Origin of the sequence: Myroides sp. N17-2 (assembly GCF_002286775.1) — a bacterium.
Classification (GTDB): Bacteria; Bacteroidota; Bacteroidia; order Flavobacteriales; family Flavobacteriaceae; genus Flavobacterium.
Map to the genome: position 1 here is coordinate 94,151 of NZ_NSGJ01000006.1, position 25,631 is coordinate 119,781.

The 25,631-nt window shown below is 34.9% G+C and carries 21 protein-coding genes; 15 read left to right on the forward strand and 6 right to left on the reverse strand.

All coding sequences use genetic code 11. The annotated features are described in order from the left end of the window. Positions 1–3 precede the first annotated feature (3 nt). Positions 4–2,100 (forward strand): DUF5689 domain-containing protein, encoded by a 2,097-nt coding sequence (locus CF599_RS04410; protein WP_121964830.1) that lies wholly within the window; start codon positions 4–6, stop codon positions 2,098–2,100. A gap of 274 nt (positions 2,101–2,374) precedes the next feature. On the opposite strand, the gene CF599_RS04415 is transcribed toward CF599_RS04410, so the two are convergent. Next, positions 2,375–3,133, reverse strand: a complete 759-nt coding sequence (locus tag CF599_RS04415) for a 5'-methylthioadenosine/adenosylhomocysteine nucleosidase (RefSeq protein ID WP_121964831.1) — start codon at positions 3,131–3,133, stop codon at positions 2,375–2,377. A 507-nt stretch (positions 3,134–3,640) separates the two neighbouring features. Here CF599_RS04415 and ricT point away from each other — a divergent pair. From ricT to CF599_RS04445, 6 genes are all read left to right on the forward strand, one after another. Further along, positions 3,641–5,257 carry a regulatory iron-sulfur-containing complex subunit RicT gene (gene ricT, locus CF599_RS04420; RefSeq protein ID WP_121964832.1) on the forward strand — a complete coding sequence of 539 codons (1,617 nt, stop codon included), beginning with the start codon at positions 3,641–3,643 and terminating at the stop codon, positions 5,255–5,257. Then, positions 5,241–5,735 (forward strand): gliding motility lipoprotein GldH, encoded by a 495-nt coding sequence (locus CF599_RS04425; RefSeq protein ID WP_121964833.1) that lies wholly within the window; start codon positions 5,241–5,243, stop codon positions 5,733–5,735. The genes ricT and CF599_RS04425 overlap by 17 nt, the downstream gene beginning before the upstream one ends. 33 nt (positions 5,736–5,768) lie before the next feature. Continuing rightward, positions 5,769–8,084, forward strand: coding sequence for a PBP1A family penicillin-binding protein (locus CF599_RS04430; RefSeq protein ID WP_121964834.1), 2,316 nt, complete (start codon positions 5,769–5,771; stop codon positions 8,082–8,084). A 76-nt stretch (positions 8,085–8,160) separates the two neighbouring features. Beyond that, complete coding sequence (locus CF599_RS04435; RefSeq protein ID WP_121964835.1) at positions 8,161–8,862, forward strand: CoA transferase subunit A; 702 nt, start codon at positions 8,161–8,163, stop codon at positions 8,860–8,862. 243 nt (positions 8,863–9,105) lie between these two features. Further along, positions 9,106–9,807, forward strand: coding sequence for a CoA transferase subunit A (locus CF599_RS04440; protein ID WP_121964836.1), 702 nt, complete (start codon positions 9,106–9,108; stop codon positions 9,805–9,807). Positions 9,808–9,827: 20 nt separating this feature from the next. Continuing rightward, positions 9,828–10,481 carry a CoA transferase subunit B gene (locus tag CF599_RS04445; protein ID WP_121964837.1) on the forward strand — a complete coding sequence of 218 codons (654 nt, stop codon included), beginning with the start codon at positions 9,828–9,830 and terminating at the stop codon, positions 10,479–10,481. 218 nt (positions 10,482–10,699) lie between these two features. On the opposite strand, the gene CF599_RS04450 is transcribed toward CF599_RS04445, so the two are convergent. The 3 genes from CF599_RS04450 to CF599_RS04460 form a co-directional block, all read right to left on the reverse strand. Next, positions 10,700–12,067 carry a HAMP domain-containing sensor histidine kinase gene (locus CF599_RS04450; RefSeq protein ID WP_121964838.1) on the reverse strand — a complete coding sequence of 456 codons (1,368 nt, stop codon included), beginning with the start codon at positions 12,065–12,067 and terminating at the stop codon, positions 10,700–10,702. Continuing rightward, a complete protein-coding gene (locus CF599_RS04455; RefSeq protein WP_121964839.1) occupies positions 12,057–12,776 on the reverse strand; it encodes a response regulator transcription factor in 720 nt (239 codons plus the stop codon). The genes CF599_RS04450 and CF599_RS04455 overlap by 11 nt, the downstream gene beginning before the upstream one ends. 136 nt (positions 12,777–12,912) lie before the next feature. Next, on the reverse strand, positions 12,913–13,248 hold the full coding sequence (locus CF599_RS04460; protein WP_121964840.1) for a single-stranded DNA-binding protein: 336 nt from the start codon (positions 13,246–13,248) through the stop codon (positions 12,913–12,915). 161 nt (positions 13,249–13,409) lie between these two features. On the opposite strand from CF599_RS04460, the gene CF599_RS04465 reads away from it, so the two are divergent. From CF599_RS04465 to CF599_RS04485, 5 genes are all read left to right on the forward strand, one after another. Beyond that, positions 13,410–14,939 (forward strand): bifunctional GNAT family N-acetyltransferase/carbon-nitrogen hydrolase family protein, encoded by a 1,530-nt coding sequence (locus CF599_RS04465; RefSeq protein WP_121964841.1) that lies wholly within the window; start codon positions 13,410–13,412, stop codon positions 14,937–14,939. Between the two features lie 325 nt (positions 14,940–15,264). Continuing rightward, on the forward strand, positions 15,265–16,359 hold the full coding sequence (locus CF599_RS04470) for a PCMD domain-containing protein (RefSeq protein ID WP_121964842.1): 1,095 nt from the start codon (positions 15,265–15,267) through the stop codon (positions 16,357–16,359). A 1-nt stretch (position 16,360) separates the two neighbouring features. Then, positions 16,361–17,143, forward strand: a complete 783-nt coding sequence (locus CF599_RS04475; protein ID WP_121964872.1) for a porin family protein — start codon at positions 16,361–16,363, stop codon at positions 17,141–17,143. 371 nt (positions 17,144–17,514) lie between these two features. After that, positions 17,515–18,654 (forward strand): PCMD domain-containing protein, encoded by a 1,140-nt coding sequence (locus CF599_RS04480; protein ID WP_121964843.1) that lies wholly within the window; start codon positions 17,515–17,517, stop codon positions 18,652–18,654. A 26-nt stretch (positions 18,655–18,680) separates the two neighbouring features. After that, positions 18,681–19,475: a porin family protein gene (locus CF599_RS04485; RefSeq protein WP_121964844.1), complete on the forward strand. Its 795-nt coding sequence runs from the start codon at positions 18,681–18,683 to the stop codon at positions 19,473–19,475. Positions 19,476–19,558: 83 nt separating this feature from the next. Here CF599_RS04485 and CF599_RS04490 read toward each other — a convergent pair whose 3' ends face one another. After that, positions 19,559–20,830 carry an ectonucleotide pyrophosphatase/phosphodiesterase gene (locus CF599_RS04490; RefSeq protein WP_121964845.1) on the reverse strand — a complete coding sequence of 424 codons (1,272 nt, stop codon included), beginning with the start codon at positions 20,828–20,830 and terminating at the stop codon, positions 19,559–19,561. Between the two features lie 210 nt (positions 20,831–21,040). On the opposite strand from CF599_RS04490, the gene CF599_RS04495 reads away from it, so the two are divergent. Then, positions 21,041–21,832 carry an NAD(P)H-binding protein gene (locus tag CF599_RS04495; RefSeq protein ID WP_121964846.1) on the forward strand — a complete coding sequence of 264 codons (792 nt, stop codon included), beginning with the start codon at positions 21,041–21,043 and terminating at the stop codon, positions 21,830–21,832. A gap of 141 nt (positions 21,833–21,973) precedes the next feature. Next, a complete protein-coding gene (locus tag CF599_RS04500; RefSeq protein ID WP_121964847.1) occupies positions 21,974–22,813 on the forward strand; it encodes a universal stress protein in 840 nt (279 codons plus the stop codon). 77 nt (positions 22,814–22,890) lie between these two features. On the opposite strand, the gene CF599_RS04505 is transcribed toward CF599_RS04500, so the two are convergent. Continuing rightward, positions 22,891–23,988, reverse strand: coding sequence for an AI-2E family transporter (locus tag CF599_RS04505; protein WP_121964848.1), 1,098 nt, complete (start codon positions 23,986–23,988; stop codon positions 22,891–22,893). A 935-nt stretch (positions 23,989–24,923) separates the two neighbouring features. On the opposite strand from CF599_RS04505, the gene CF599_RS04510 reads away from it, so the two are divergent. After that, positions 24,924–25,619: an MgtC/SapB family protein gene (locus tag CF599_RS04510; RefSeq protein ID WP_121964849.1), complete on the forward strand. Its 696-nt coding sequence runs from the start codon at positions 24,924–24,926 to the stop codon at positions 25,617–25,619. Positions 25,620–25,631: the final 12 nt, after the last annotated feature.

The window sequence follows — 25,631 nt, forward strand, 5'->3', positions numbered from 1 at the left end:
CAGATGAAAACAATTTTTAAATCATTATTATATTTTTCATTCGCCGGGCTTATCCTTACTGGATGTGCTAAGAATGACGACTTTTCAGTTCCTCCAATTAACTGTGACGAACCGAATATTACTGCAACTCAAACTATAGATGGGTTATATAGCTCTTTAACTGAAAACAGTAAAGAAGTGGTTCTTTTCCCTAAAGACGAGATTATCTCAGGTATCGTAGTTTCTAGTGACCAAGCAGGTAACTTCTATCAACAGTTATACATTGTTGATGAGAATACACAAACTCCAGTAACGTTAAAAGTAGATATTAAAGGTGGATTCGCTCTTTATCCAGTAGGATCTAAAGTGTTTATAAAACTTAAAGATACATACATTCACTATAGTTATGGAATGATTACTATCGGTGGAGGTATCTATACTTCAGGTGGAGGTAATAAGTATGCTGATGTTATCACAGGTTCTAAATTGAGAACTTCTTTATTCAGATCTTGTAATGTTATCACAGGTGATGCGTTTAATAAATACATCAATGTTGTTACATTAGACCAATTTGCTACAGATAAAAAATTAATCGGTAAATTAGTTCGTATTAAAGATGTTCAATTTGAGAGAGATATTGTTGGTAAGACATATTATGATCCAAAAGAGGTTGATGCAGGTGGTCAAACATTGAGAAAAATGGTTGACAAGAAAGGAAATAGCTTACAAGTAAGAACTGGTAAATATGCAAATGGTATAAAAGACCAAATCATTACTGATAAAAGCGGTATGGTTACTGGTATCATGAGTGATTTCCAAGGTACACTTCAATTCGCTCCAAGAACTATGGAGGATATGGCTCTTGATCAAGCTCCTTTTGAAGGAAGTACTGGAAATGAAGGAGAAGACCCTACTATCAAAGTAGAACCAGGTAAGTTCCTTGCTTTCCCAGGATCTGACTTTAATACTTGGGCTGATTTCTTAAAAGTTATTGTAAAGAATACTCCTGGAGATCCAATGGTGACTGAAGGTAAAGGTTTGGGTTGGAATAGCTCTAATGGATTACAAGTAAAAGGTGTTGCTGCTCTTAGTAGCGGAAAAGCTGCTAATGGTGCATTATTTACTGTAGAAAAAATTAAAGCTCCAAAAGATGCTACTAAAATCTCTTTCTTAATGAAGGGAACTGCTGGGAAAAGTATCTCAATTAATGTTTACAAAGCTAATGGTACAAACTATTATGCTTATAACTTAGACAACGTTGGTGCTGTAAGTAAAGTATTACAACCAAATATGAAGGAAACAGTATTTAACAATGTTCCTTCTGGTAATACAACAAATAGTTATACAGGGAAGATTGATACTAAAGGACAATGGGTTAAAGTTGTCTTAGACTTAAAAGATTTAAAAGGCGATTTTAGTACTGCTGGTACAGGAAATTTAATTGCTTTTAGATATGGACATACTGAAAGTTATGATTTAGTTATTGATGAGATCCGTTTTGAAGATGGTACTCCTGTTAAAGATGACGGAGGAACAACAGAACCTGAGGAAAAAGCTGAAGGAGAGGGTGTTGCTGGAGTGGATTTGGGTACGCCGAATGTGCTTGCTGATTTTAATAACTGGGCTAATTTCGTTAAGTCAACTAATACCTTCGGAGTTTTACCTTTGGCAAAAGAAGGTAAAGGACTAGGACAAAATGGTAGTGCTTTAGTTGTTAAGGGAACTCCTAAAGGGAATGATTTCTTGTTTAATATAGAAAATCAAAGCGTATCTACTACAGCAAAGAAGATTGTTTTCTACATAAAAGGTACAGCTAGCAAGTCTTTATCTATAAATGTTTATGATGGTACTACTACTACCAATGCTAAAGGTGAGGTAATTTATAATTCAAAGCCATATAATGTAGCGACTAAAGCTGCAAATGGTGAGAAGGAAGTTGTGTTTTCAAAAGCAGATGCATCAAATTCATATACTGGTACTATTGATACTAAAGGAGGATGGACTAAAATAGTAATAGAGAATCCTGTTATTAATGTTTCAAAAAGTGGAAATGTGTTTGGTATTAAGGTTGGAAAAGACGTTGGTTATGATTTATTAATTGATAAGATTTCTTTCGAATAACCTGATTATTCAATACTATAAAAACTTAAAAAGCTCGGCATTGCCGAGCTTTTTTTATGCTGTTAAGTTAGATTAAATTATAAAAAAAAAACTTTAGTATCTAGTTATTCGCTTGTTCAACATTGTCACAACACTTCTTCAATACTTTTTCAACAAAGAGATCTTTATATAGAGTGATCTTGTGGAACTGTTGAGTAGATGTTGAAGGATCTAAATCTTGGACTTATGTCCGCTAAAATTGGATTGTAGATATACTGCTAGTGGTCTTATTTACTTAAAACATCTTATCGATAATCTCTTGCCCATAGACTAAAGATACTTCTTCTACGAAAGACTGAAAGCTAAAGCTTGCTTCTTCGTTAGCGTTATCTGAGATTGTACGGATAACGATAAATGGAATATCAAATTCATAACACACCTGAGCTACTGCCGCACCTTCCATTTCTACGCATAGTACTTCTGGTAGCTGTGCTTGCAAGTTGTTTTTTTGTTCTGAAGTAGAGAAGAATTGATCTCCACTCGCTATGGTACCAAAGTGAACATTAGGAGTTGTAATATTAAATTTAGCCAATTCATTAGCACTGATTAATTGGTGTAAATTCTCTAACCCAAACATCAGCTCTATGTGGTTAAGTGTCTCTTTAGACCATTGCTCATCTGTATCAAAGTATGTTTTGCCTAATAATGGTATTTCGAATTTCGGTCTTAAAGGAGATGCATCCATATCATATTGTACTAGATTACTAGCGACTACTACATCACCTACTTTCACGTTAGGATGTATTCCTCCAGCTACCCCTATAAAAGCTATACTATCTACTTTAAACTCTAAAATAAGAGTTGCTACTGTTGCAGCTGCAGCTACTTTTCCAATACGCGAATAGACTACCACTACTTTTTGGTTGTTGATGTAACCTTCATAGTAAGTACGGTTACCTATCTTTTGTTCAGTTTTATCTTTAAGTTGTGAGATTATTCCATTTACCTCTTGTGGAATAGCACCTAATATTCCTATCGTTTTATATGATGTCATAATTGAATTGATATTTGATGTTTCAAAATTACGAAATAAAGATTAACCTGTGTTTATCCAATAATTTGGTTACACTATCTATGTTTACATAATTAGAGCAATAAACTTGAGCATTCCTTGCTAATAACAACTTTTCTAAGCAGTATATCTCATAGATAGGGCAATGAATCTGCATTTGATAAGAAGAGAAATGGTATTTCATTTTAGTTATTACGAAAAATAGTATTTAGTGAGAGGGAGGTGTGTTTAGTTCATTTCTTTTTATATCTTGTGAAATACAGTGTAAAATAGATTGAAAAACTCGGAGTAAATCTTGTCAAATTATGATGTAGTATGTGATGCTGGAATGCTGTGTAGTCTATTTTAAATAAGATATTTAGGAAAAATAGGTTGTGAAAATCTTGTGTAATAAAAAATTATTTAAGAGAGATGTAAAAATAGTATCTTTACAGCGAGTAAATAAATGCGATAATTCCCAAATGGGATTCAATATATAAAAATAAATAGATGGCTTGTACAAATTGTTCAACAGATAAAGATAGTAGTGGGCTTCCGAAGGGATGCCAGAATAAAGGGACGTGCGGTACAGATGGCTGTAATAAATTAGCAGTTTTCGATTGGTTGTCAAATATGGTTTATCCTACAGGCACTGAGATATATGATATAGTAGAGGTTCGTTTTAAGAACGGTAGAAAAGATTTTTATCGATACCCAAAAGAGATTAGTATCTCGATGGGAGATATCGTCGCTACGGAGTCTTCTCCAGGACATGATATCGGTATCGTATCATTAGTAGGGGAACTAGTAAAGGTACAGATGAAAAAGAAAAGAGCTGATCCTAATGGAGAAGTTTTAAAGATATACCGCAAAGCAACTCAAAAAGATATAGATATCTGGCAAGAAGCTCGTAATAGAGAAGAGAAAGTTAAAGTTAAAGCTCGTGAAATGGCTATTGCTTTAAAGCTAGAGATGAAGATTTCGGATGTAGAGTTTCAAGGAGATGCTTCTAAAGCTACATTTTACTACACAGCTAGTGAGCGTGTTGACTTTAGACAATTGATTAAAGATTTTGCTCGTGAGTTCAGTATTCGTATTGAGATGAAGCAGGTAGGTTTCCGTCAGGAGGCTGCTAGACTAGGAGGAATTGGATCATGTGGACGTGAATTATGTTGTTCTACATGGTTAACTGACTTTAGAAGTGTGAATACTTCTGCTGCTCGTTACCAACAGCTTTCATTAAATCCGCAAAAGTTAGCTGGACAATGTGGTAAGTTAAAGTGTTGTCTTAACTTTGAATTAGATACTTATTTAGAGGCATTAAAAGACATGCCTGATTCTGATACGAAGTTAATGACTGTAAAAGGATTAGCTATATGTCAGAAGATAGATATCTTCAAAGGACAGATGTGGTTTGCATATATTAATAATTCTGCAAATTGGTATGTACTATCTACAGAGATGGTGAAAGAGATACTAGCGCTAAATAAGAAAGATCAAAAAGGAGAAGACTTAGAGAGCTATATGTTAGAAGTAGAGTCTGATGATATTGATTTTAACAACGCATCTGAACAAGATAGTGTGACTCGATTTGATCAGCCTAAACGCAAGAAAAAGCCTACTCGTAATAAGAAGAAAGAAGGGGGAACGAAGGAGGGACAAGAGTCTCAAGCTCCGATAGCTAAGAGAGAACGACCTATAGGTAACGAAAATAGAAATAGACAAGGCAAACCTGGAGAACGTGATTCTCAGAACAAACAACAGGTGCGTAATCGAACTAAAAATAAACCTGAGGGAGCTAAAGATAATGAAGGTGATAATGTAGCAAGACAGGCGACTACAGGCGATTCTAAGAATGTTCGTAAAGAACATAATGGAGGAGTTAAAGGTGAGAATAAGACACCAAGAGAACCAAGAGAGAATAGGGGGCCTAGAGAACCTAGAGAGAATAAAGGTCCAAGAGAACCTAAAGGAGCTCAACAAGAAAAAACTAAACCTGTAGATGGTGCTACTGAGGGAGGAGATACACCTAAGGCTAAACACCATAAGAATCGCCCAAACAGGAATAAGAATATAAAGAAAGATAATAACAACAATAGTAATAATTCTAATGCAGAGAATAACTAGTTATTTACTTGTATTAAGTGTTTTGGTATTGTCAAGTACATCATGTCAACAAGATAGTAAGATGTTATTTGATCAGTATCAAGAGACTTCAGGTACATGGGATAAGGATGATGTAAAAACATTTGTATACGACGTACAGGATACCGTACAGCGTCATAATTTATTTATGAACTTAAGGGTGAATAAGAACTATCCTTATAGCAATGTATTCGTGATCTTTAAGATACATCAACCGAATTCGGATATTATGATAGATACACTTCAGTTCCAAATGGCTAAGCCAGATGGCACCTTACTAGGTAGTGGATTCTCTGATGTAAAGGAGAGTAAACTTGAGTTAAAAGAAGGCTACGTATTCCCTAAACCAGGTAGCTATAAGTTCTCAGTAGAGCAAGTAGTACGCGAGTTAGGAGAGGTAGATGGAGTTAACTCATTAAAAGGAGTATCAGAAGTGGGATTCCGAATTGAAAAACAGTAACAGAACAAAAGAATTATAAGTATTATTCATTTTATGAATTCAGACAACAAAAACAAAACAGGTAAGAAACAGCCTAAGACAATGAAGAACTATTTAAAAATGTTTTGGATAGGCTTTTTCGGATTTGTAGCGGCAGTTATTTTCTTTTTCTTATGTGCGTCTTGGGGAGTTTTCGGTCAGATGCCTACGTTTGACGAACTAGAGAATCCAGCTAGTAATGTAGCGACAGAGATTATCTCGTCAGATGGAAAGACCATAGGTAAGTTTTATTTAGAGAATCGCGTGCCTATTAAATACGAAGATTTGCCAGAGTATTTAGTTAACGCACTAATTTCTACAGAAGACGAACGCTTTAAGGAACACTCAGGAATTGATGCACGTGGAACATTGCGTGCGATTACATCAGTTGGTAGTAGCGGAGGAGCGAGTACAATCACGCAACAATTAGCAAAACTATTATTTCACGGAGAGGGATCTAGAAGTTTACCTAAGCGTATCACACAGAAAGCAAAAGAATGGGTTATCGCCATTAAATTAGAAAGACAGTACACGAAAGAGGAGATTCTAACGATGTATTTAAATAAAGCTGATTTCGTTAATAACGCAGTTGGTATTCGTTCTGCTACTCGTATTTATATGGGTAAAGAACCTAAAGACCTAACAATAGATGAAGCGGCAATGTTCGTTGGGATGTTACAAAACCCAGCTTATTTTAACCCTGTACGTCGTCCTGAGTTAGTTGAAAAGAGACGTAATGTAGTATTACACCAGATGGCTCGTAATGGATATATTACACAAGAGGAGAGTGAGAGGTTGCAAAAGAAACCTTTAACATTACACTTTACTCCTGAGAGTCACAGAGAGGGTATTGCAACATATTTCCGTGAATACTTACGTGACTATATGCGTCGTTGGGTGAAAGAGAATCCTAAGAAGGATGGATCTACTTATGACATCTATCGCGATGGATTAAAAATATATGTGTCTATAGACTCTCGTATGCAGAAGTATGGAGAAGAGGCTGTAGAAGCTCATATTGCTAACTTGCAGGAAGAGTTCTTTATCGATCAAAAGAATAATAAAATTGCACCGTTCTATAAGATTAATCAAGGAGAGGTTGATAATATTATGATGCGTGCGATGAAGACTTCTGAGAGATGGAGACAGATGAGTGAGCAAGGAAAGTCTGAGAAGGATATTATCAAGTCATTCGATGTGAAGACAGAGATGCGTATCTTTAGTTGGAAAGGTGATAGAGATACTATTATGACACCTAAGGATTCTATACGTTATTATAAGCACTTCTTACAAGCTGGTATGATGGCTATGGAGCCACAAACTGGACATATCAAAGCTTGGGTAGGAGGAATTAATTATAAACACTTCCAATATGATCACGTAGGACAAGGAGCAAGACAAGTAGGATCTACTTTTAAGCCTTTCGTTTACGCGACAGCTATTGAGCAACTACATTATTCGCCTTGTGATTCTATTATTGATTCACCATTTACTATGCCTAAAGGTAGATATGGGATTTCTAAGGACTGGAGCCCACAGAACTCTAATCGTTCTTACAGAGGTATTATGACACTTAAGCAAGCATTGGCAGGATCTGTTAATACGATTACGGCTAAGTTGATGGATAAGGTAGGACCAAAAGCAGTTGTTGATATGTGTAGAGATTTAGGAATATCAGCAGATGTACCACAGAGTCCAGCTATCGCATTAGGAGCTGTAGATATTACAGTAAGTGATATGGTAGCAGCATATAGTACATTCGCTAACCAAGGGGTCTATGTTAAACCGACGTTTATTACTAGAATTGCGGATAAGAATGGTGTTATCTTATATAATGCTGTTCCTGAGACGAAAGATGTTGTGAGTAAAGATGTCGCTTATGCTATCATTAAGTTATTAGAAGGAGTTACAGAGTCAGGATCTGGTGTTAGATTACGTACTACTTGGCAAGGGGCAGGATATAAGCGTGTGACAGGTCACCCTTATAAGTTCACTAACCCTATCGCAGGTAAGACAGGTACGAGTCAGAATAACAGTGATGGATGGTTTATCGGTATGGTACCTAACTTGGCTACAGGTATATGGGTAGGTAATGACGATAGAGCTGCTCACTTTAGAACAATGACTTATGGACAAGGAGCAACATTAGCGCTTCCTATCTGGGGTATCTTTATGAACAAGTGTTATGCTGATAAAGGATTGAATATTTCTAAAGCAGGATTCCCTGTGCCGGAGAATTTATCTATCAGAGTTGATTGTACAAGGATAGTACAGCCTGAGACAGATGATGTCACGGAAGGAGCACTAGATACAGAAGAATTTGATTTTTAAGAATGATATATTAAACGCCTTTTTTTAAAGGCGTTTTTTTTTGTATTTTTAGAAGCGTATTACTAAACCAATAATTATGATCAATAAAAAAGTAGCTGGTGTTAAAGAAGCATTGGCAGATATAAAAGATGGTATGACCATTATGCTAGGAGGGTTCGGCTTATGCGGTATCCCTGAGAATAGCATCGCTGAGTTAGTAGAGAAGAATGTGACTGGGCTTACGTGTATTTCTAATAACGCAGGAGTGGATAACTTCGGGTTAGGGCTATTATTACAAAAGCGTCAAATTAAAAAGATGATATCATCTTATGTAGGAGAGAATGCTGAGTTCGAACGTCAGATGTTATCAGGAGAGCTTGATGTAGAACTGACACCACAAGGTACATTAGCAGAGAAGTGTAGAGCTGCTCAAATGGGAATCCCTGGTTTTTATACACCAGCAGGATATGGTACTGAAGTAGCAGAAGGAAAAGAAGTAAGAGACTTTAAAGGCAAACCGCATATATTAGAATTGGCATTTGAGGCTGATTTCGCCATCGTTAAAGCTTGGAAAGGGGATGAGGCAGGAAACTTGATATTTAAGGGCACAGCGCGTAATTTTAATGCTTGTATGGCTGGTGCAGCTAAGATAACAGTAGCAGAGGTAGAAGAGTTAGTACCTGCAGGAGAGCTTGATCCTAATGAGATTCATGTACCAGGTATCTTTGTTAAGCGTATTTTTCAAGGGAAAAACTACGAAAAAAGAATTGAGCAACGTACTGTTCGCACTAAGAGTTAATTGTTTTTTATAGTTAGCTTATGTGTGGTAGTGAATTGAATATGTCTTAAGCAGGATGTCCTTTACAGGGGAGCTTGTTTATCAATGCAGACTGCGATAGGTTGTAACATGTTGTGAGATAATATGTTAATTAATGGGTGTTTGATATAGTATAGTACTGTTTCTAAGGATGTGATCGTTAATGTGCTTTTTTTAAATGCATATATTTCGTATTTTTAGAAGTATATTATTAAACCAATTGTTATGATCAATAAAAAAGTAGCTGGTGTCAAGGAAGCATTGATAGATTTAAAAGATAATATGACTATTATGCTTGGAGGGTTCGGCTTATGTGGTATCCCTGAGAATAGTATCGCAGAGTTAGTAGAAAAGAATGTGACTGGTCTTACATGTATTTCTAACGATGCAGGATTAGATGACTTTGGGTTAGGGTTGTTATTTCATAAGCATCAGATTAAAAAGATGGTATCATCTTATATAGGTGATAATAAAGCATTTGAACACCAGATGTTATCTGGAGAGCTTGATGTAGAACTGACACCACAAGGTACATTAGCAGAGAAGTGTAGAGCTGCCCAAATGGGAATCCCTGGTTTTTATACACCAGCAGGATATGGTACAGAAGCAGCAGTAGGAAAAGAAGTAAGAGACTTTAATGGTAAGCCACATCTGTTAGAACTAGCATATGAAGCTGATTTTGCCATTGTTAAAGCTTGGAAAGGTGATGAAGCAGGAAACTTGATATTTAGGGGTACAGCGCGTAACTTCAATGCCTGTATGGCTGGTGCGGCTAAGATAACAGTAGCTGAAGTAGAAGAGTTAGTGCCTGCAGGTGAACTTGATCCTAATGAGGTTCATGTGCCTGGTATCTTTGTTAAGCGTATTTTCCAAGGTAAAAATTATGAAAAAAGAATAGAACACCTCACTGTTCGCACTAAGAATTAATCACCTTTTAAAAGTAATTTATGTTAGATAAAGTAGGAATTGCAAAACGTATAGCAAAAGAAGTTAAAGAAGGCTTCTATGTGAACTTAGGTATAGGTATCCCAACATTGGTAGCGAACTATGTACCAGAGGGAATAAATGTAGAGTTTCAGAGTGAGAATGGTATTTTAGGTATGGGACCTTTTCCTTTCGAAGGTGAGGAGGATCCAGATTTAATTAATGCGGGAAAGCAAACGATAACAAGTTTACCAGGAGCATCATTCTTTGATTCAGCAACAAGTTTCGGTATGATACGTGGTAAACATGTCGATTTAACGATCTTAGGAGCTATGGAGGTATCAGAACAAGGTGATATTGCCAACTGGAAAATACCTGGTAAGATGGTAAAAGGTATGGGAGGGGCTATGGATTTAGTAGCTTCGGCAGAGAATATCATCGTAGCGATGATGCATGTAAATAAAGATGGAGAATCTAAGATACTTAAAGAGTGTAATTTACCATTGACAGGAGTAAAGTGTGTTAAAAAGATAGTAACGGAGTTAGCTGTAATGGAAGTTACAGATAAAGGAATTAAACTATTAGAACGAGCTCCAGGAGTCTCTGTAGAAGATATTATTAAAGCAACAGAAGTAACATTAATAATCGAGGGAGATATCCCCGAGATGAATATATAAACCCAGAATCAGCGTTAGACAATTACTACAAAGCAATTCTACTTCATAGCTTTTTCATTAGCTCTACAACTATACTATAGTATGCTTGAATCACTAATTCAGACCTATTTTGTATAATTACTTTTCGTTTATTTGTCTATCGCATATTTTGGGATAAAAAATGCAAAAAAGACTCTTCGGAGTCTTTTTTTATGGGTATCAGTGATGAAATACGTGTATTAGTTAGAATTTAAAGTAATAGTAAACTCAGTGCCCTTGTTTACTTCTGAGATAACAGTGATTGTTCCCTTGTGAAGGTCGATAACTTTCTTTGTTAAAGATAGTCCTATCCCGTTACCTTCTCTGTATTTGCCATTTTCACCTCTAAAGAAGGGTTTATAGATACTTTCTATATCTTCAGGACTCATGCCAAGACCTTGATCTGCTATCTTGATTATAATAGCTTTATTTAAGTTAGATACACTGACCTTTCCATGGTGGTTGTCAGAATATTTACATGCGTTTTCTAACAGATTAATAATCGCTACTTCTAGTAGGTAAGGATTAGCGTATGTTGTGACTAGTTCTTCACTATCTATCTCTTCGTCTATTATAAAGCTAAAAGTGTAACCAGCGTTACTGCGTTGTATCTTTTGGCAGGCATCTAATATAACTTCATCAACACGTGTAGGTTTAAATACTATCTCTGTAGGATCGTAACTCGCCTTTGCAAAGTCTAATAAACTATTAGATAGTCTGACTAACTTTTTGGCATCTGATAGTGCATTCTCAATAGTTTTGATATAACTAGCATTATCTTGTTCTTTGGCCAGCGAAAGTTCTAACTCTGCAATTACTGCTGCTAGGGGAGTTCTAAGTTCATGAGATATATTAGAAACAAACTGTTTCTGTGAATCAAATGATTGTTCTAGTCTATCTAACATTGTGTTGAAGGTATTGCCAAGGCGACTAAGTTCATCTTGATCTCCCTCTCTCGTTATGCGCAAGTCTAAATTAGTTGCAGTGATATTGTTAATCTCTTCGTTCATTAGCTTTAAAGGACGCAAAACACGTTCTGCAAAAAAGCCACCAACAAAATAGATAACGATTAGCGATATAATACTCAAGAATAGAATAGTCAAGAATAGATTATGTAGTTTAGTATAACCATATTGATCTAGTGCGATAGCTGTGATAATATAGTCTTTGTCTCCACTAGTGTAACGAATACCAATGACCTGCCATTCATCTTGAAACAAGTGAACTTTGCCTTTAGAGGCTATTTTATCTATCATTTCTTGTGTCTCCTTGACACTGTCTACTTCTTCAGCATCGTGATAAAGTAGATTGAAATCTAGGTCATAAACAGCGACTTGTACTTCGTTAATTACTTCATTATTATACTTGTAAATCTTGTGAAGAGTAGAAGACTTTATCTCTGTTTCTAGGTATAGTTTTGCTTTGGTGATGGCTTCCTTTTCTAGTTCTTCATAGAATTCTACTTCTCTATTTTTAGAAGAAGACCAATACACTACTACTGCAAATATCAATAAGATGGAAGCAACTAATAGTGTGAACCAAAGGGTAAGTCTTGTTTTAATTCTCATTGCTCTTTAGGATAAAACCCATACCAGATTTGGTGTGAATTACTTTATTAGCAGGGTCTGTCTCTATCTTTTTGCGCAGATAGTTAATGTACACATCTATAAAGTTGGTACCTGTGTCAAAGTGTGTATCCCAAACTTTCTCAGAGATTTCTGTTCTAGATAATACACGTTCAGGGTTCTCCATCATGTATTGGAGTAGGTTAAATTCTTTAGGAGTTAAGTGGATCTCTGTACCACTGCGTCTAAATACTTTCTCATTTAAGTCTAGTTCTAGATCAGCATACTTTAATACAGTGATGTCAGAAGACTTGATATGTTCAAAACGCTTAAGTAATGCACGTATGCGTACATATAGCTCTCTTAACTCAAAAGGTTTGACTAGATAGTCATCAGCTCCAGCATCGAAGCCTTCTACTTTATCATCTGTAGTCCCTAGAGCGGTAAGCATAATAATAGGGATATGAGGAAGTGTTTTTTTAATCTCTTGGCATAGATCTATTCCATTGATCTTAGGAAGTATAACATCAGTGATGATCAAGTCATACTGTTTCTGCAAGGCAAGTTTCTTCCCTAGATAACCATCATAAGCTAAATCTACTTCAAAATTCTGTTCTTCTAAACTGCGTTGGAGTAGCTCTGCAACTCTGACGTCATCTTCGATAACTAATATCTTATCCACTGTGTTAATGATTAAATTATCCTGAGCCAAGATAAGGCTTTTTTAAAAAAGATAGATAGAAGGATAAGGGTAACTCTAAAACAAATTAAACCTCATTAAAAATAGTGATAAAAAAAGTCGCTCAATAACGACAAAATTATTGAGCGACAACAGAAATAATAAAACTTTACTTACTGCCTAGAAAAACTAATTCTGAAACAGCAATTTCGGTAACATAGCGCTGATTACCATCTTTGTCTTCAAAATTACGGTTAACTAACTTACCTTCTACCGCAACCTCTTTCCCTTTATTAACAAACTTTTCAACAATGTCAGCAAGTTTGCCCCATACAGTGATATTATGCCAGTCACAGGACTCTACCTTCTCTCCCTTGTCATTATAATAAACCTCATTAATCGCTAATGAGAATGTGGCTCTTTTCTTGTTGGAGTCATACGTTTTTACTTCAGGATCTTGTCCTACTCTGCCAATTAATTGTACTTTGTTTTTTAACGAACTCATAATTCTAGTTTTTAATAGTTAATAAATTGTTACAGATTAATCTGTCTAGTAAATACAACATCAAAAACAACTCCAACTTTTAACATTTATTTGAATGTTTAACCAATAATTCGATTTAATTTGTTTTCTTTTATTCGTAAATTGCAAACAAAAGAATTATTATGGAAGCTACTATAAATAAAGTAGAATTAAGAAATTTATTAATAGACGATTATTTAGAGCTAAAGAAATCTATGCTCGAATCTTATCAAGAATTGGAAGACCAATATTGGAATAAGGAAGAAATCGAACAACTATTAGAGGTGTTTCCTGAAGGACAACTTGTGGTATTAGTGGATGATGTCGTAGTGGGATCTGCTTTGTCACTTATTATTGACGAAAAACAAGCGATGGGAGCTCATACATATGAACAAATCACAGGATACTCTACCTTTAGTACACATAATCCTGAAGGAAATGTATTATATGGAATAGATGTGTTTATTCACCCTAAATACAGAGGGCTTAGATTAGGAAGAAGGCTGTATGATGCTCGTAAGGAGATGTGTGAACAGCTTAATCTGAAATCAATAGTATTCGCAGGACGTATCCCTAAATATTCTAAATATGCGGATGAGTTAACTCCTAAGCAATATTTAGATAAGGTGAGAATGAAGGAAATTCACGATCCAGTGATGTCTTTTCAGATGGCAAATGATTTCCACATGGTGCGCCTGATGCGTCACTACTTAGAAGGGGATACTAGTTCTAAAGAATATGCAGTATTACTAGAATGGAATAATATCTACTATGAGAAGGATGTACAGTTAATTAATGCAAAGAAAAGTGTAATCAGATTAGGACTTATCCAGTGGCAGATGAGACCGTTAAATGATTTGCAAGAGTTCTTTGACCAGGCTGAGTTCTTTATCAATGCGGTATCGGATTATGAAAGTGACTTTGCAATGTTTCCAGAGTTGTTTATTGCTCCATTAATGGCGGATTACAATCACTTATCTGAGGCTGATGCAATACGTGAGTTAGCGCGATATACTGATTCTATACGTAAGAAGTTTCAAGAGTTTGCTATCTCATATAACATTAATATCATTACAGGAAGTATGCCACATTTAGTAGATGGTACACTTTATAACGTAGGATTCTTATGTAAACGAGATGGTACATATGAGATGTATTCTAAGATACATATTACTCCTAATGAAGTACACTATTGGGGGATGAAAGGAGGGTCTAAGATACAGACATTCGATACGGACTGTGGTAAGATAGGAATTATGATATGCTACGATGTGGAGTTCCCAGAACTATCTAGATTATTAGCAGATCAAGGAATGGATATATTGTTCGTTCCATTCTTAACAGATACTCAGAATGGATATACACGTGTGCGTAACTGTGCAGCTGCTAGAGCTATTGAGAATGAGTGTTATGTTGCTATAGCGGGATGTGTGGGTAACTTACCTAAGGTGAATAACATGGATATACAGTTCGCACAGGCAGCTGTGTTAACACCATCTGACTTCGCTTTCCCTACTAATGGAGTGAAAGCTGAAGCTACCCCTAATACAGAGATGACATTAATCGTAGATGTAGATGTGGACTTACTGAAAGAGTTACATGAACACGGTAGTGTACGTATCAAGAAAGATAGACGTACTGACTTATATCAAACTAGAGCATTAAATCAATAATGCAAAGTATAAAAGCTTATTACTAGTTGAAAATTACTTGGAAACAAGAAGTTAATGGTTCAATCCAATTATAACTGAAGAGAGCACTCCTATTAAAAGGGGTGCTCTTTTTTATTAAAACCCTAAATCAACTTTAAACTATTAAGTAGGTAAAAATATTGAAACAATATATTTACTTTTAACGAATTATTACAGATTGCAAATAATACCATATTCTAATGTTGTCAACTCATATAGTGTAAAATAACTAGGTAGTAAAATAACAATATAATAGATAGAGGTGTAGTATGGCAAGAATATTGTAATGACAATTAAAAAGACTTATATGAAACAATACATTAAAGCCTTATTATTAGTAACACCAGTATTAATGATCTCATGTATCAAAGATGAGGAGCTAGATACTAATGCTGATATACTTGAAGCTTACATTCCTAGTGAATACCTTAAGACAGACCCTATAGTGACGAATACTTCTGTTGAGTTTAGGGTTAAAGCCAATACAGATTTAGAAAAGCAAACACCTTTCTTTATTATATCTCCTAATGCAACTATGGATCCACCTAATGGAACTACTCGTGACTTTACGACTAGCCAACAAGTCACTGTTACAGCACAGGATAAGAGATGGAAGAAGACATATACAGTTAGTTTTACGAGTGACGAATTAAGTACCTTATATACTTTTAATAATGCAGAGTTAGTAGATCGTAATAGATACTATAGGTTTTATGAGGTAGGTTCTAATGGAGATAAGATATACGATTGGGATAGTGGTAATCAGGGGTATGCTACAGTAGCGGGTAGTACTCCTCCGGATGGATATCCTACTTCTATATCTCCTGGACGCAGAGGAGGATTAGCAGTAAAAATGCAGACTGTATATACGTCTAATTTAGGAGCGAATACTGGTAACCCTATAGCGGCAGGTAATATGTTCTTAGGTGTCTTTAAACTTAATATTTTTAATACTTTAAAGTCTACTAAGTTTGGATTGCCTTATACAGGTGATTTACCTACAAGTTTAAGGGGAATGTATAAATATGAAGCGGGAAAAGTAGTAACGGATAGCGATTTTAATGAAGTACCTGGTGCTAAAGATAGTTTTGATATCTATGCGATTCTATTTGAATCTCAAAAGAAGGATAATTTCCAATATGGTGACCATGCTTTTAAAGATCCTCGTAATGTAGCTATTGCTAGAATAGAAGAAAAAGATAGAAAGGAGACTAAACTGTGGACAGAGTTTAACGTGCCATTTAATCTTCTGCCTGGTAAAACGTATGATAAAACAAAGGATTATGTACTCGCTATCGTGATGACCTCTAGTGTAGATGGCGCTGATTTTAAAGGAGCAATTGGAAGTACACTTATCGTGGATGAAATAGAGTTAGTATATGAACAAGAAAATAAGAACTAAGATGAGCAAGTTACATAGATATATCACTTGTTTCGTTATACTGATAGGCGTAAGTGTAGTTGGTCAAGAGAGAGATTCTACAGGATTTAAAGCATTCTTTAAAGAGAATGTGGAATATCAGTTAAGAGGACAGTTTAGCATCGGTGGTGCTACTCCGTTAGGAATGCCAGCACAGATACGTGAGATTAATAGTTATAACCCAACGCTTCAGCTTGGATTAGAATTAAATGTGACGAAGTGGTTAACGAATGACCAAAAATGGGGGATACGAACAGGTCTTCGTATGGAAGGCAGAGGAATGAAAACAGATGCTAGGGTAAAGAATTACTATACCCAAATAGACGGTGGAGAAGGCAAACAGACAAAGGGATACTTCACTGGTAATGTAAAGACTGTAATGAAGAATTCTTATATCACCTTTCCTATCTTAGCGACATTTAATGCAACTGAGAATTGGAATGCTTATGGAGGGATGTATTTCTCAGGGTTGATAGATAAAGATTTTACAGGATATGTGTATGATGGTGTTCTGAGGGAAGGTAATCCTATCGGCACGCCAGTGGAGTTTGAAGGGGATGCTCGAGGAGATTATGATTTCTCTGAAGAGTTAAATAGATTTCAATACGGAATACAAGTAGGAGGGGAGTATAAGTTAAACACACACTTCCGTTTATTTACAGATTTGAATTGGGGATTAAATGGCGTGTTTAGAAAAGACTTCGATGCCATCACATTTAAGATGTATAATATTTATGCTAATATAGGTTTTGGATATACGTTTTAACTAAAAGGGGCAGTAGCAAAAGCTCTGTTTTACTTGTGTTAAAACCAGATTACAAAGTTAAAATAATACTAAACTCTAAAGGTCAATCGTATAGATTGGCCTTTTTTATTTGAACACCATTTGACAAATGCGTAAAGTGTACACAAATTTTAATACAAAACAGTAAAAGAACTAACTTTATAAAATAGAAATAGTAGATAAGCTTGTGGCAATTTGCCTTACTGTTATAATCTTAACGCTTCAGGAGGGAAACCTCTTTCTAGAGTAGAAGTTGTACCTTTGTAGATTACGAATATTTCTTAGTCATTAAGCTAATATTAAATTATGGTTAAATGACTTAAACAAAACATTAAAACATAATACCATAACCTATGAGAATAAAATACTTATTATTCACCCTTATAACCATTATAGGGATTACGTTTTCGTCTTGTATAAAAGATGAGGCTGAAACAATGGAATCAGATATTGCTTCTGCTACAATTCAAGATGCGGATAAATATCTACTAACAATTCCAACCATAACTAACAATAACGTTTTCTTCAGACTTCAACCAGATATCGACGAAAGAGACTTCGCTCCAATGTTCAAACTTTCAAATGGTGCAACAATTTCGCCTGAAAATGGATCAAAACAAAACTTCTCTAAAGGGCCAGTGCAGTACACTATTACATCACAAGATGGTAGATGGAAAAAAATATATAATGTTAGCTTTCTTACTAATACATTTATAACATATTATGATTTTGAAAATGTAAAAACAGTAGTTACTGAAAGTCCAGAAGGAAAATATCATGAATTTTTCGAAAGACTACCAGATGGTTTCGAAAAATACGATTGGACTAGTGGAAATGAAGGTTATAATATGCTAGCTGAAACTCTATTAGAAGAAGGACAAGAATTATCTCCTGCAGTATACCCAACAGCTTCTACAGAAGAAGGATATAAAGGAAAAGGAGTTAAAATGGTAACTAAGGGAACAGGGCCTTTAGGTAATATGATGGGCTCTCCTATAGCAGCAGGGAACTTATATCTTGGAACTTTTCAATTTACATTTCCAGCTATTAAATCAACAAGATTTGGTATTCCTTATAGTACAGGTATTAATATGCCAAAATCTTTAAAAGGACATTATAAATACAAAGCAGGAAAAGACTTTACTGTCACAAGCAAACAAGGTTCAGCTTTAACCAAGGATGCATGGGATGCATATGCTATTATCTTTGAAAAAGGAGATAACCCTAAAAAAGAATTCTTAGCGGGTGATCACAAATTCTTAGATCCTAGAATGGTTGCCATTGCAAGATTAGACAATAAAGACAGAGTTGAAACTGATAGATGGACAAAATTTGAAATCCCTTTTAAAATGGTAGATGGTAAAATATTTGATCCAAAAGCTCAATATATGATTGCTATTGTATTCTCTGCTAGTGTTGAAGGAGATGTCTTTAATGGGGCAGTCGGTAGTACTCTATACATAGATGAAGTTGAATTAGACTTCGATAAATAATAGTCCCAATAAATAAATCAGATACAATGAAAAAAACAATATATACATTGGCTTTATCTCTAGGGATATTGATTACAGCTTCTGCACAAAATCAGGAGGAACAAAAATCTGTAGAGAAAAATGCTTTTGAAACATTCTTTACAGAAAATATGGATTTCCAAGTTAGAGCTCACTTTAGTATTGGAGGTTCTTCTCCATTAGGATTGCCTAAGGAAATAAGAAAAATAGATAGTTATAATCCAGGACTTCAATTAGGTTTAGAAGCGAACGCTACTAAATGGTTTGCTGATGATAAGCACTGGGGAGTTCGCTTAGGTCTTCGTTTTGAAGGTAAGGGAATGACTACTAAAGCAAATGTAAAGGGGTACTTAACAGAGATTATTCAAGATAACGCTAAAGTAAGAGGTTATTTTACAGGGGATGTAAAGACTAAAGTAAGAAATACTTATTTAACTGTACCTGTCAATGTTATTTATAAAATAAACGAAGATTGGAATATCTATGGAGGTTTATATTTCTCTGCCTTGATTGACAAAACTTTTGATGGACATGTATCTAATGGATACTTAAGACAAAATGATCCAAATGGTTCTAAATTAACTTTTGAAGATGACAGTAGTGCTCCTTATGATTTCTCTAAAGAAGTTAGAAAATTCCAATGGGGAACTCAAGTAGGTGCTGAATGGAAGATGAATAAGAACTTCCTCTTGTTAGGTGAAGTATCTTATGGATTCAACGGAGTTCTTAATAAAGACTTCGATGCTATATCGTTCTCTATGCACAATATTTACTTAAACTTAGGGTTTGGGTACCAATTCTAATATAGGTGACTTAAACGCATATAAAAAAGGCTTGCAGAGTATTCTGCAAGCCTTTTTCAATATATAAATAATCTAGTACTTAGTTATTTCACTAACACCTGTTTCGCTACTTTATCTGTACCGTCTATTTCTTCCGTTACTTCTAGACCTAGTATCTTAGTAATAACAGGGTAAACGTGTACATTCTCGAAAGTCTCTATTGTTTTACCTGATTTGAATTGTGGACCTTTTGCTAAGAAGATAGCATGCATTTCTTTTACTGTATTAGGGTCAAAACCATGACTACCGGCTAACTTTCTATTCGTGAAGTAATATGGTGCTTCAGCTGTGATAACGATATCTCCAACTCTACCGAAACGGTCATTCTCTCCTCCGAAGTTAAACTCTTTAGGCAAGTCAGCGCTCTTATACACTTTCATGTGTTTAGGATTAACCGCCTTTTTAATCTTTTTATAGTAAGTGTCTATTTCTTTTTTGTCATTGATAAACGCACTCATATAAGTTCCATTACTCACTAGTTTCATTTCATCCCCTTTTAATTTTAAAGGAAAGCTTAGTAATGTTTCTTGATCTAACGTTAGCATACCATGATCAGATACGACTACATAGTTAACAGGTAAGTTTAGTTTATCTACTGCAGCTACTAGCTTTTCGATAGATTGGTCAGCGTAGTGAACTGCCTCTTCTGTTTCTTTTGCATCTGGACCAAAACTATGACCAGCGTGATCTACTTCAGGTAGATAGAATGTGATAAAGTGAGGTCTCTTAGCTTCAGGTAGAGATAACCAATCAACTACTTCATTAATACGTCCATCCATATCAAACTTCTCAGAGTATGCATAGTAATATGATGGTAATGTTCCTTTAATAGGAGCTTCAGAACCTGGCCAGTAGTAGCATGCACTTAGCATCCCTTGTTGTTCTGCTAATACCCATAGAGGAGTTCCTCCATACCATGCAGGGTCGTGTACTGCCTTAGCATTGCGAAGAGAATAACGCTCTTCTAACTTTGGATCGTAGATGTTATTACCTACTAGCCCATGGTGTGCAGGATATAATCCTGTCGCTATTGTATAGTGATTAGGGAAAGTTACAGATGGGTAAGAAGGTTGCATGGACTCTGCTCTTACTCCTTCTTTTCCTAATTTTTCTAAGAATTTAGCATTGTATTTCTCAATGTAATCGTATCTGAACCCATCAATAGAAATCAAGATAACGTAAGGCTTGTCTACTTGTTTACTGTCATTTACTCGATTTTCAATAACGAATTGCTTTTGTATTTCTTGGGCAGAAGTAGTATTTGACATTGTCAAACACATTCCAATGGCTAATAGGGGAAATAGTAATTTCTTCATGTTGTTTTGTTTTTCTAGACCAAATATCCGTAGATATATTTATCCTTACAAAGGAAATGCTTATTTTTATAAATAATTTAAACTCAGTGTTAACTCTAGTCCTTTAGTTATAAATAAGTTATGTCTGATGATTGAGTTTTCAGTCTAATAGCCTGTTTAGTATTAGATAAGGAGCTATAGTAACGCTAAGTAAAAATACACCACTAAAATATGAAACATATAAGCATACTCGGCAGTGGATGGTTAGGTACACCATTAGCTGAAAATTTAATCAATAAAGGCCATCAGGTAAAGGGATCAACAACTACTCTTGCTAAGATGAATATTTTAGAAGAACATAATATCAAGCCTTATCACATTAACCTATATGAAGATAACATTCAGTTTTTGGATTCTTTTATTGGTAATGCAGAGCTGCTGATTATCACTATTCCTCCTATACGTGGAGAAGCTACTCCTACGTATGCGGAGAACTTTAAGAAGCTTATTCCATATATTCATAAATACAATATCAAGAATGTAATTATGATGAGTTCTGTCTCAGTATATGCTCCTCAAACAGGAGTTATTACAGAAGAAAATGAACTGTTCTCAGATGAACCAACTGCTGTACAGATTAGAGAAGCAGAGGATGTCTTGCTAAATGAAGAGGGAATTAATACATGTATTTTACGTCTAGGTGGTCTATTCAGTGAAGATAGAAAACCTGTTGATTATATTGTGCGTAAGGAAGTATTAGACAATCCTGAACTTCCTATTAATATGATCCATCTAGAAGATATTATCGCGATGTCTAGCGCAATAATTGAAAAGGGATTTGTAGGGAATTCTATTTATAATATAGTTTCTCCTAAGTACGAGAATAGACTAGATTATTACAAGCAAGAAGCAATAAAACACAAACTTACTTTACCACCACTAGGAGAGAATAATAGTGATTTTTATAAAAAAATCAGTGGAAATAAGATAGCAACTACCACTAATTTATCATACCTATTTTAGGTAAAAAATGACAATAATATAAGTTTATGCCTTTGTTTATCCTACTTAGACAAAGTTAGTGTGAGATAAATTCTATTGACATAAAAATATATTTCCATCATTTTTTTTAGTACCTTGTATGCTAGATGAAAGCACTCCATTATGAAAAAGATACTATTCCCTACGGACTATTCAGAAACTGCGAATAACGCATTTAAGTATGCCTTACAGTTAGCTGACTATAGAGAAGCAGAACTATATGTTCTACACGTTTATGATCCCCCTATTATATCAGGAGGTATTAGCCCACAACTTGTCGAAAATGTACTTAAGAAAACATCTTTTGAGAAGTTAGAACAACTTCACGCTAATAGCCCAGTATTAATAGAAATGAGAAAAGAGGTAGGCCTAGAGCACGTTCCTGTATTCTTTAAGGTAAAAGAGGGACTATTAGTTCCTGAGATTGTGCATGCGATCGAGGAGAATAACATAGACTTCTTAGTAATGGGGACAGATGGTGCTAATTCTAGTTTCCATAAGAAAATCCTTGGTTCTAATACGATTAATACAATAGCAAAAGTTGATATTCCAATATTGAGTATTCCTAAGGAAGCACATTTTACGGGATTAAAGAATATCATCTTTACTTCGCGATTCGAATTAGAAGAAGAGTCAACATTAGATGATATCGTAAATGGGGCCGTTGTTAATGGTGCACATATAAAAGTAGTGCATGTTAAACAAAAAGGTTGCGTATCATGCGAAGAGATCTATAGTAAATGGTCAGAGAAGTATAAAGATGCCCCTCTAAGTTTCCATCTGTTTAATGCTGAGAATATAGAGAAGACGTTGTTAGACTTCATTACGCATGAGCCTGTAGATATGGTAGCAACAGTGAAACGCAATAAAACATTTATAGAGAACATTCTTTCTAAAAGTGTAACTCAACACTTAGCGAAACATTTAAAAGTTCCATTCTTTATTTACAAATCGAAGAAGTAAGAACTATTTCATAAAAACAAAGAGGCTATCTGTATCAGATAGCCTCTTTGTTTTTTATATAGAATAAATATAGTTGTCTAATTCTCTTCTTTAATTTCTTCTTCGACAACGATATTTTTAGGAAGGCTTTCTTCTCCTAATAAATATCCCCATGGTCTAAGGCTTTCTACTCGGTCACATATAATCTTAATAATGGCTAAGGTAGGTATCGCTAACAACATACCAGAGATACCCCAAGCCATCTCTCCAAGTATAAGACCGATGATGACTACTAATGAATTTACTTTTACTTTAGAACCTACTATCTTAGGCATAACGATATTACCATCTATAGCGTGTATTACTACGAAAGCAATTAAAACAAATAATACTTTAGTGCCTGAAGCTGTCGCAAATGTAATAAGCATAGTAGTGATTAACGCGATAAGTATCCCGACATAAGGTAGTACATTAAGTATCCCCGTAATAATCGCTAGCATCAGCGCATATTTGACATCTAAAATAGCGAATGCTATTAAGGCCAATGTGCTGACAATAATCATTTGTAAGATCAGCCCTACTAAATATTTCTTAACCATATGCTGAATAGCGTGTACAGTGTCTAAAACCTTGTCTTTATGTTTATCAGGGAACAACATCAATATAAATCTCACAATATGTCCACGGTAAATTAATAAGAATACAGAGTATAGAAAAGTGAATACAATGAACATTAATAAAGTAGAAATAGAACTCATAGCAGCACCTAATATATCTGTTCCTGCTTTTAAGGAATTAGAAGCAGCCGATTCGATATAGTTCATCTGATGTTCTCTAGCTATACCAAACTTGGTATATACCCATTCTTGAATAACTGTGGTACTATCCATTAATTGACTTTGAAAAGCAGGCCAATCATCTTGTAAATGAGATAACTGCATTCCGATTAGTAATAAGACCCCTATAAGTATTAGGAAAGCGAGTACAACTACTGTTATAGACGCAACTCCTCTATTAAACTTAAATTTCGCCTCTAAGAAATGACTAAAAGGAACTAAAAGAGAAGCAACTAGTAACCCTAAGAATAGGGGGACAAATATATTCTCTAAGAGAATAGCGATATAGCTGAATATAACTAGACTTAACAGAACACATGTTATTTTTAGATATAGTGGATAGTTAATAAACTTATTCATCTTCTTTTTTTAGATAAAAGTAATTCATTAAGAATTAATGTGAAAGGTGTTTTTAAATTAATGAATGTGAACGCTTAGGTTGCCTTCTGTATTATTGTTATTGATGATTATAAACTTATTCTCCTCTATACAGATTCTGTAACTCTTTTACTATGGACAAGATGTAATGTAATGATGCCCTTAAAGGAGAGTTAAAGATGAATAATAAGAGAATACAAGGGCAGAAATTTCTCAGCCCTTGTATTGTCCAAGTATTGTCCTATAAATGTCCTAGGATTCCAACAGAAGGCTTGTATTTACTAGGGTGAAAGGGTGTTTGTGGAAATAGGGTGTTTATGGGTAAATTGTTTAAATAATTAATTATGAGTATTTTATGTAAAAATGGACTTAAAAAAAATCTAGATAAAAATGAGTTAGCTATAGTTTATATGGTCTGTAGGAGGGGTTGAGAAAAAAACAGGGTGCTTTAGCAAACTGAAAAAGTAATTTTTTAGTTGTTTTTGTAGAGAGAAAGCAAAAAAAGATTATGAAATTTTAGAAGAATATTTTGTGTGATTCACGATCAGATCGGAATGTTTGAATAAGGTATGAGTCTTCAAAACAGTATTAAGTATAAAAATTGTTGGCTATTAGTATGTGGATATCATCTTAATCACTCTTATTCTTTAGATACTTCTCTTCTATCTAGAAAACATGTCAAAAAATGTGATGAAAAATCAAATTAGGAACGCTATGTGTGATGTTTCTAATAGGATTCTAATTTTTTTCTAAAAGCTTTCTAATACCCTTTAGGGTGGTATATACCTACTTTTGCCGAGTCAAAAAAATAATAAGAGATGGAGACAGAGTCCAGTTTAGTAAAACGAGAATGTTAAACCTTCTTTCTGAAAGTACATAATAACAATGTAGCTCAGGAAGAGCAAAAAATAGTTATTATGTTAATTTCAGTATTTATAGGAAGATTAGTGCTTGCCTTTATATTAGGTGCATTAATCGGGGCAGAAAGACAAGTAAGACAAAAAAGCGCAGGCTTAAGAACGAATACTTTAGTAAGTATCGGAGCAGCAGGATTTGTCTTAATGGCTTACACTATCGGCGATGAAGCTGTGGGTAGAGTAGCCTCTTATGTAGTGAGTGGAATCGGATTTTTAGGTGCAGGTGTAATTATGAAAGACGGATTTAGTATCCGTGGATTGAACACAGCAGCTACTATTTGGTGTTCTGCATCAGTAGGATCTATGTGTGCAGTAGGCCTATGGATGGAAGCTATTGCGATGACAGTACTAATTCTTCTAGCACATATATCACTTAGACCTATCGGATCGATTATTAATAAGCTTTCTTTTGAGAGCGAGACTGATTCTGCTGAGGCACATTATGAAATTATCGTAGGGTGTAAAGAGGAAGTGGAGAATCACATCAGAGTAATGGTGTTAGAGAATCTACGCAATCAAAAAGAATTGCAACTACGTTCTTTAAAAAGTACAGATAATGGTAATCCTGCCTTCTCTTATCTGAAATTCGAAATCCTGTGTATAGGAAAGAAAGACGATATCTTAGAAAAAATCACAAGTAAAGTTTCTTTAGAGTATGGTGTGTCAGAAGTGACATGGGAACTTACATCTTATTAATCATTTAAATGA

Coding starts and splice junctions, on each gene's coding strand:
- CF599_RS04410 (WP_121964830.1), top strand. CDS start 4: ATGAAAACAATTTTTAAATCATTATTATATTTTTCATTCGCCGGGCTT.
- CF599_RS04415 (WP_121964831.1), bottom strand. CDS start 3,133: ATGACATCATATAAAACGATAGGAATATTAGGTGCTATTCCACAAGAG.
- ricT (WP_121964832.1), top strand. CDS start 3,641: ATGGCTTGTACAAATTGTTCAACAGATAAAGATAGTAGTGGGCTTCCG.
- CF599_RS04425 (WP_121964833.1), top strand. CDS start 5,241: ATGCAGAGAATAACTAGTTATTTACTTGTATTAAGTGTTTTGGTATTG.
- CF599_RS04430 (WP_121964834.1), top strand. CDS start 5,769: ATGAATTCAGACAACAAAAACAAAACAGGTAAGAAACAGCCTAAGACA.
- CF599_RS04435 (WP_121964835.1), top strand. CDS start 8,161: ATGATCAATAAAAAAGTAGCTGGTGTTAAAGAAGCATTGGCAGATATA.
- CF599_RS04440 (WP_121964836.1), top strand. CDS start 9,106: ATGATCAATAAAAAAGTAGCTGGTGTCAAGGAAGCATTGATAGATTTA.
- CF599_RS04445 (WP_121964837.1), top strand. CDS start 9,828: ATGTTAGATAAAGTAGGAATTGCAAAACGTATAGCAAAAGAAGTTAAA.
- CF599_RS04450 (WP_121964838.1), bottom strand. CDS start 12,067: ATGAGAATTAAAACAAGACTTACCCTTTGGTTCACACTATTAGTTGCT.
- CF599_RS04460 (WP_121964840.1), bottom strand. CDS start 13,248: ATGAGTTCGTTAAAAAACAAAGTACAATTAATTGGCAGAGTAGGACAA.
- CF599_RS04465 (WP_121964841.1), top strand. CDS start 13,410: ATGGAAGCTACTATAAATAAAGTAGAATTAAGAAATTTATTAATAGAC.
- CF599_RS04470 (WP_121964842.1), top strand. CDS start 15,265: ATGAAACAATACATTAAAGCCTTATTATTAGTAACACCAGTATTAATG.
- CF599_RS04475 (WP_121964872.1), top strand. CDS start 16,361: ATGAGCAAGTTACATAGATATATCACTTGTTTCGTTATACTGATAGGC.
- CF599_RS04480 (WP_121964843.1), top strand. CDS start 17,515: ATGAGAATAAAATACTTATTATTCACCCTTATAACCATTATAGGGATT.
- CF599_RS04485 (WP_121964844.1), top strand. CDS start 18,681: ATGAAAAAAACAATATATACATTGGCTTTATCTCTAGGGATATTGATT.
- CF599_RS04490 (WP_121964845.1), bottom strand. CDS start 20,830: ATGAAGAAATTACTATTTCCCCTATTAGCCATTGGAATGTGTTTGACA.
- CF599_RS04495 (WP_121964846.1), top strand. CDS start 21,041: ATGAAACATATAAGCATACTCGGCAGTGGATGGTTAGGTACACCATTA.
- CF599_RS04500 (WP_121964847.1), top strand. CDS start 21,974: ATGAAAAAGATACTATTCCCTACGGACTATTCAGAAACTGCGAATAAC.
- CF599_RS04505 (WP_121964848.1), bottom strand. CDS start 23,988: ATGAATAAGTTTATTAACTATCCACTATATCTAAAAATAACATGTGTT.
- CF599_RS04510 (WP_121964849.1), top strand. CDS start 24,924: ATGTTAATTTCAGTATTTATAGGAAGATTAGTGCTTGCCTTTATATTA.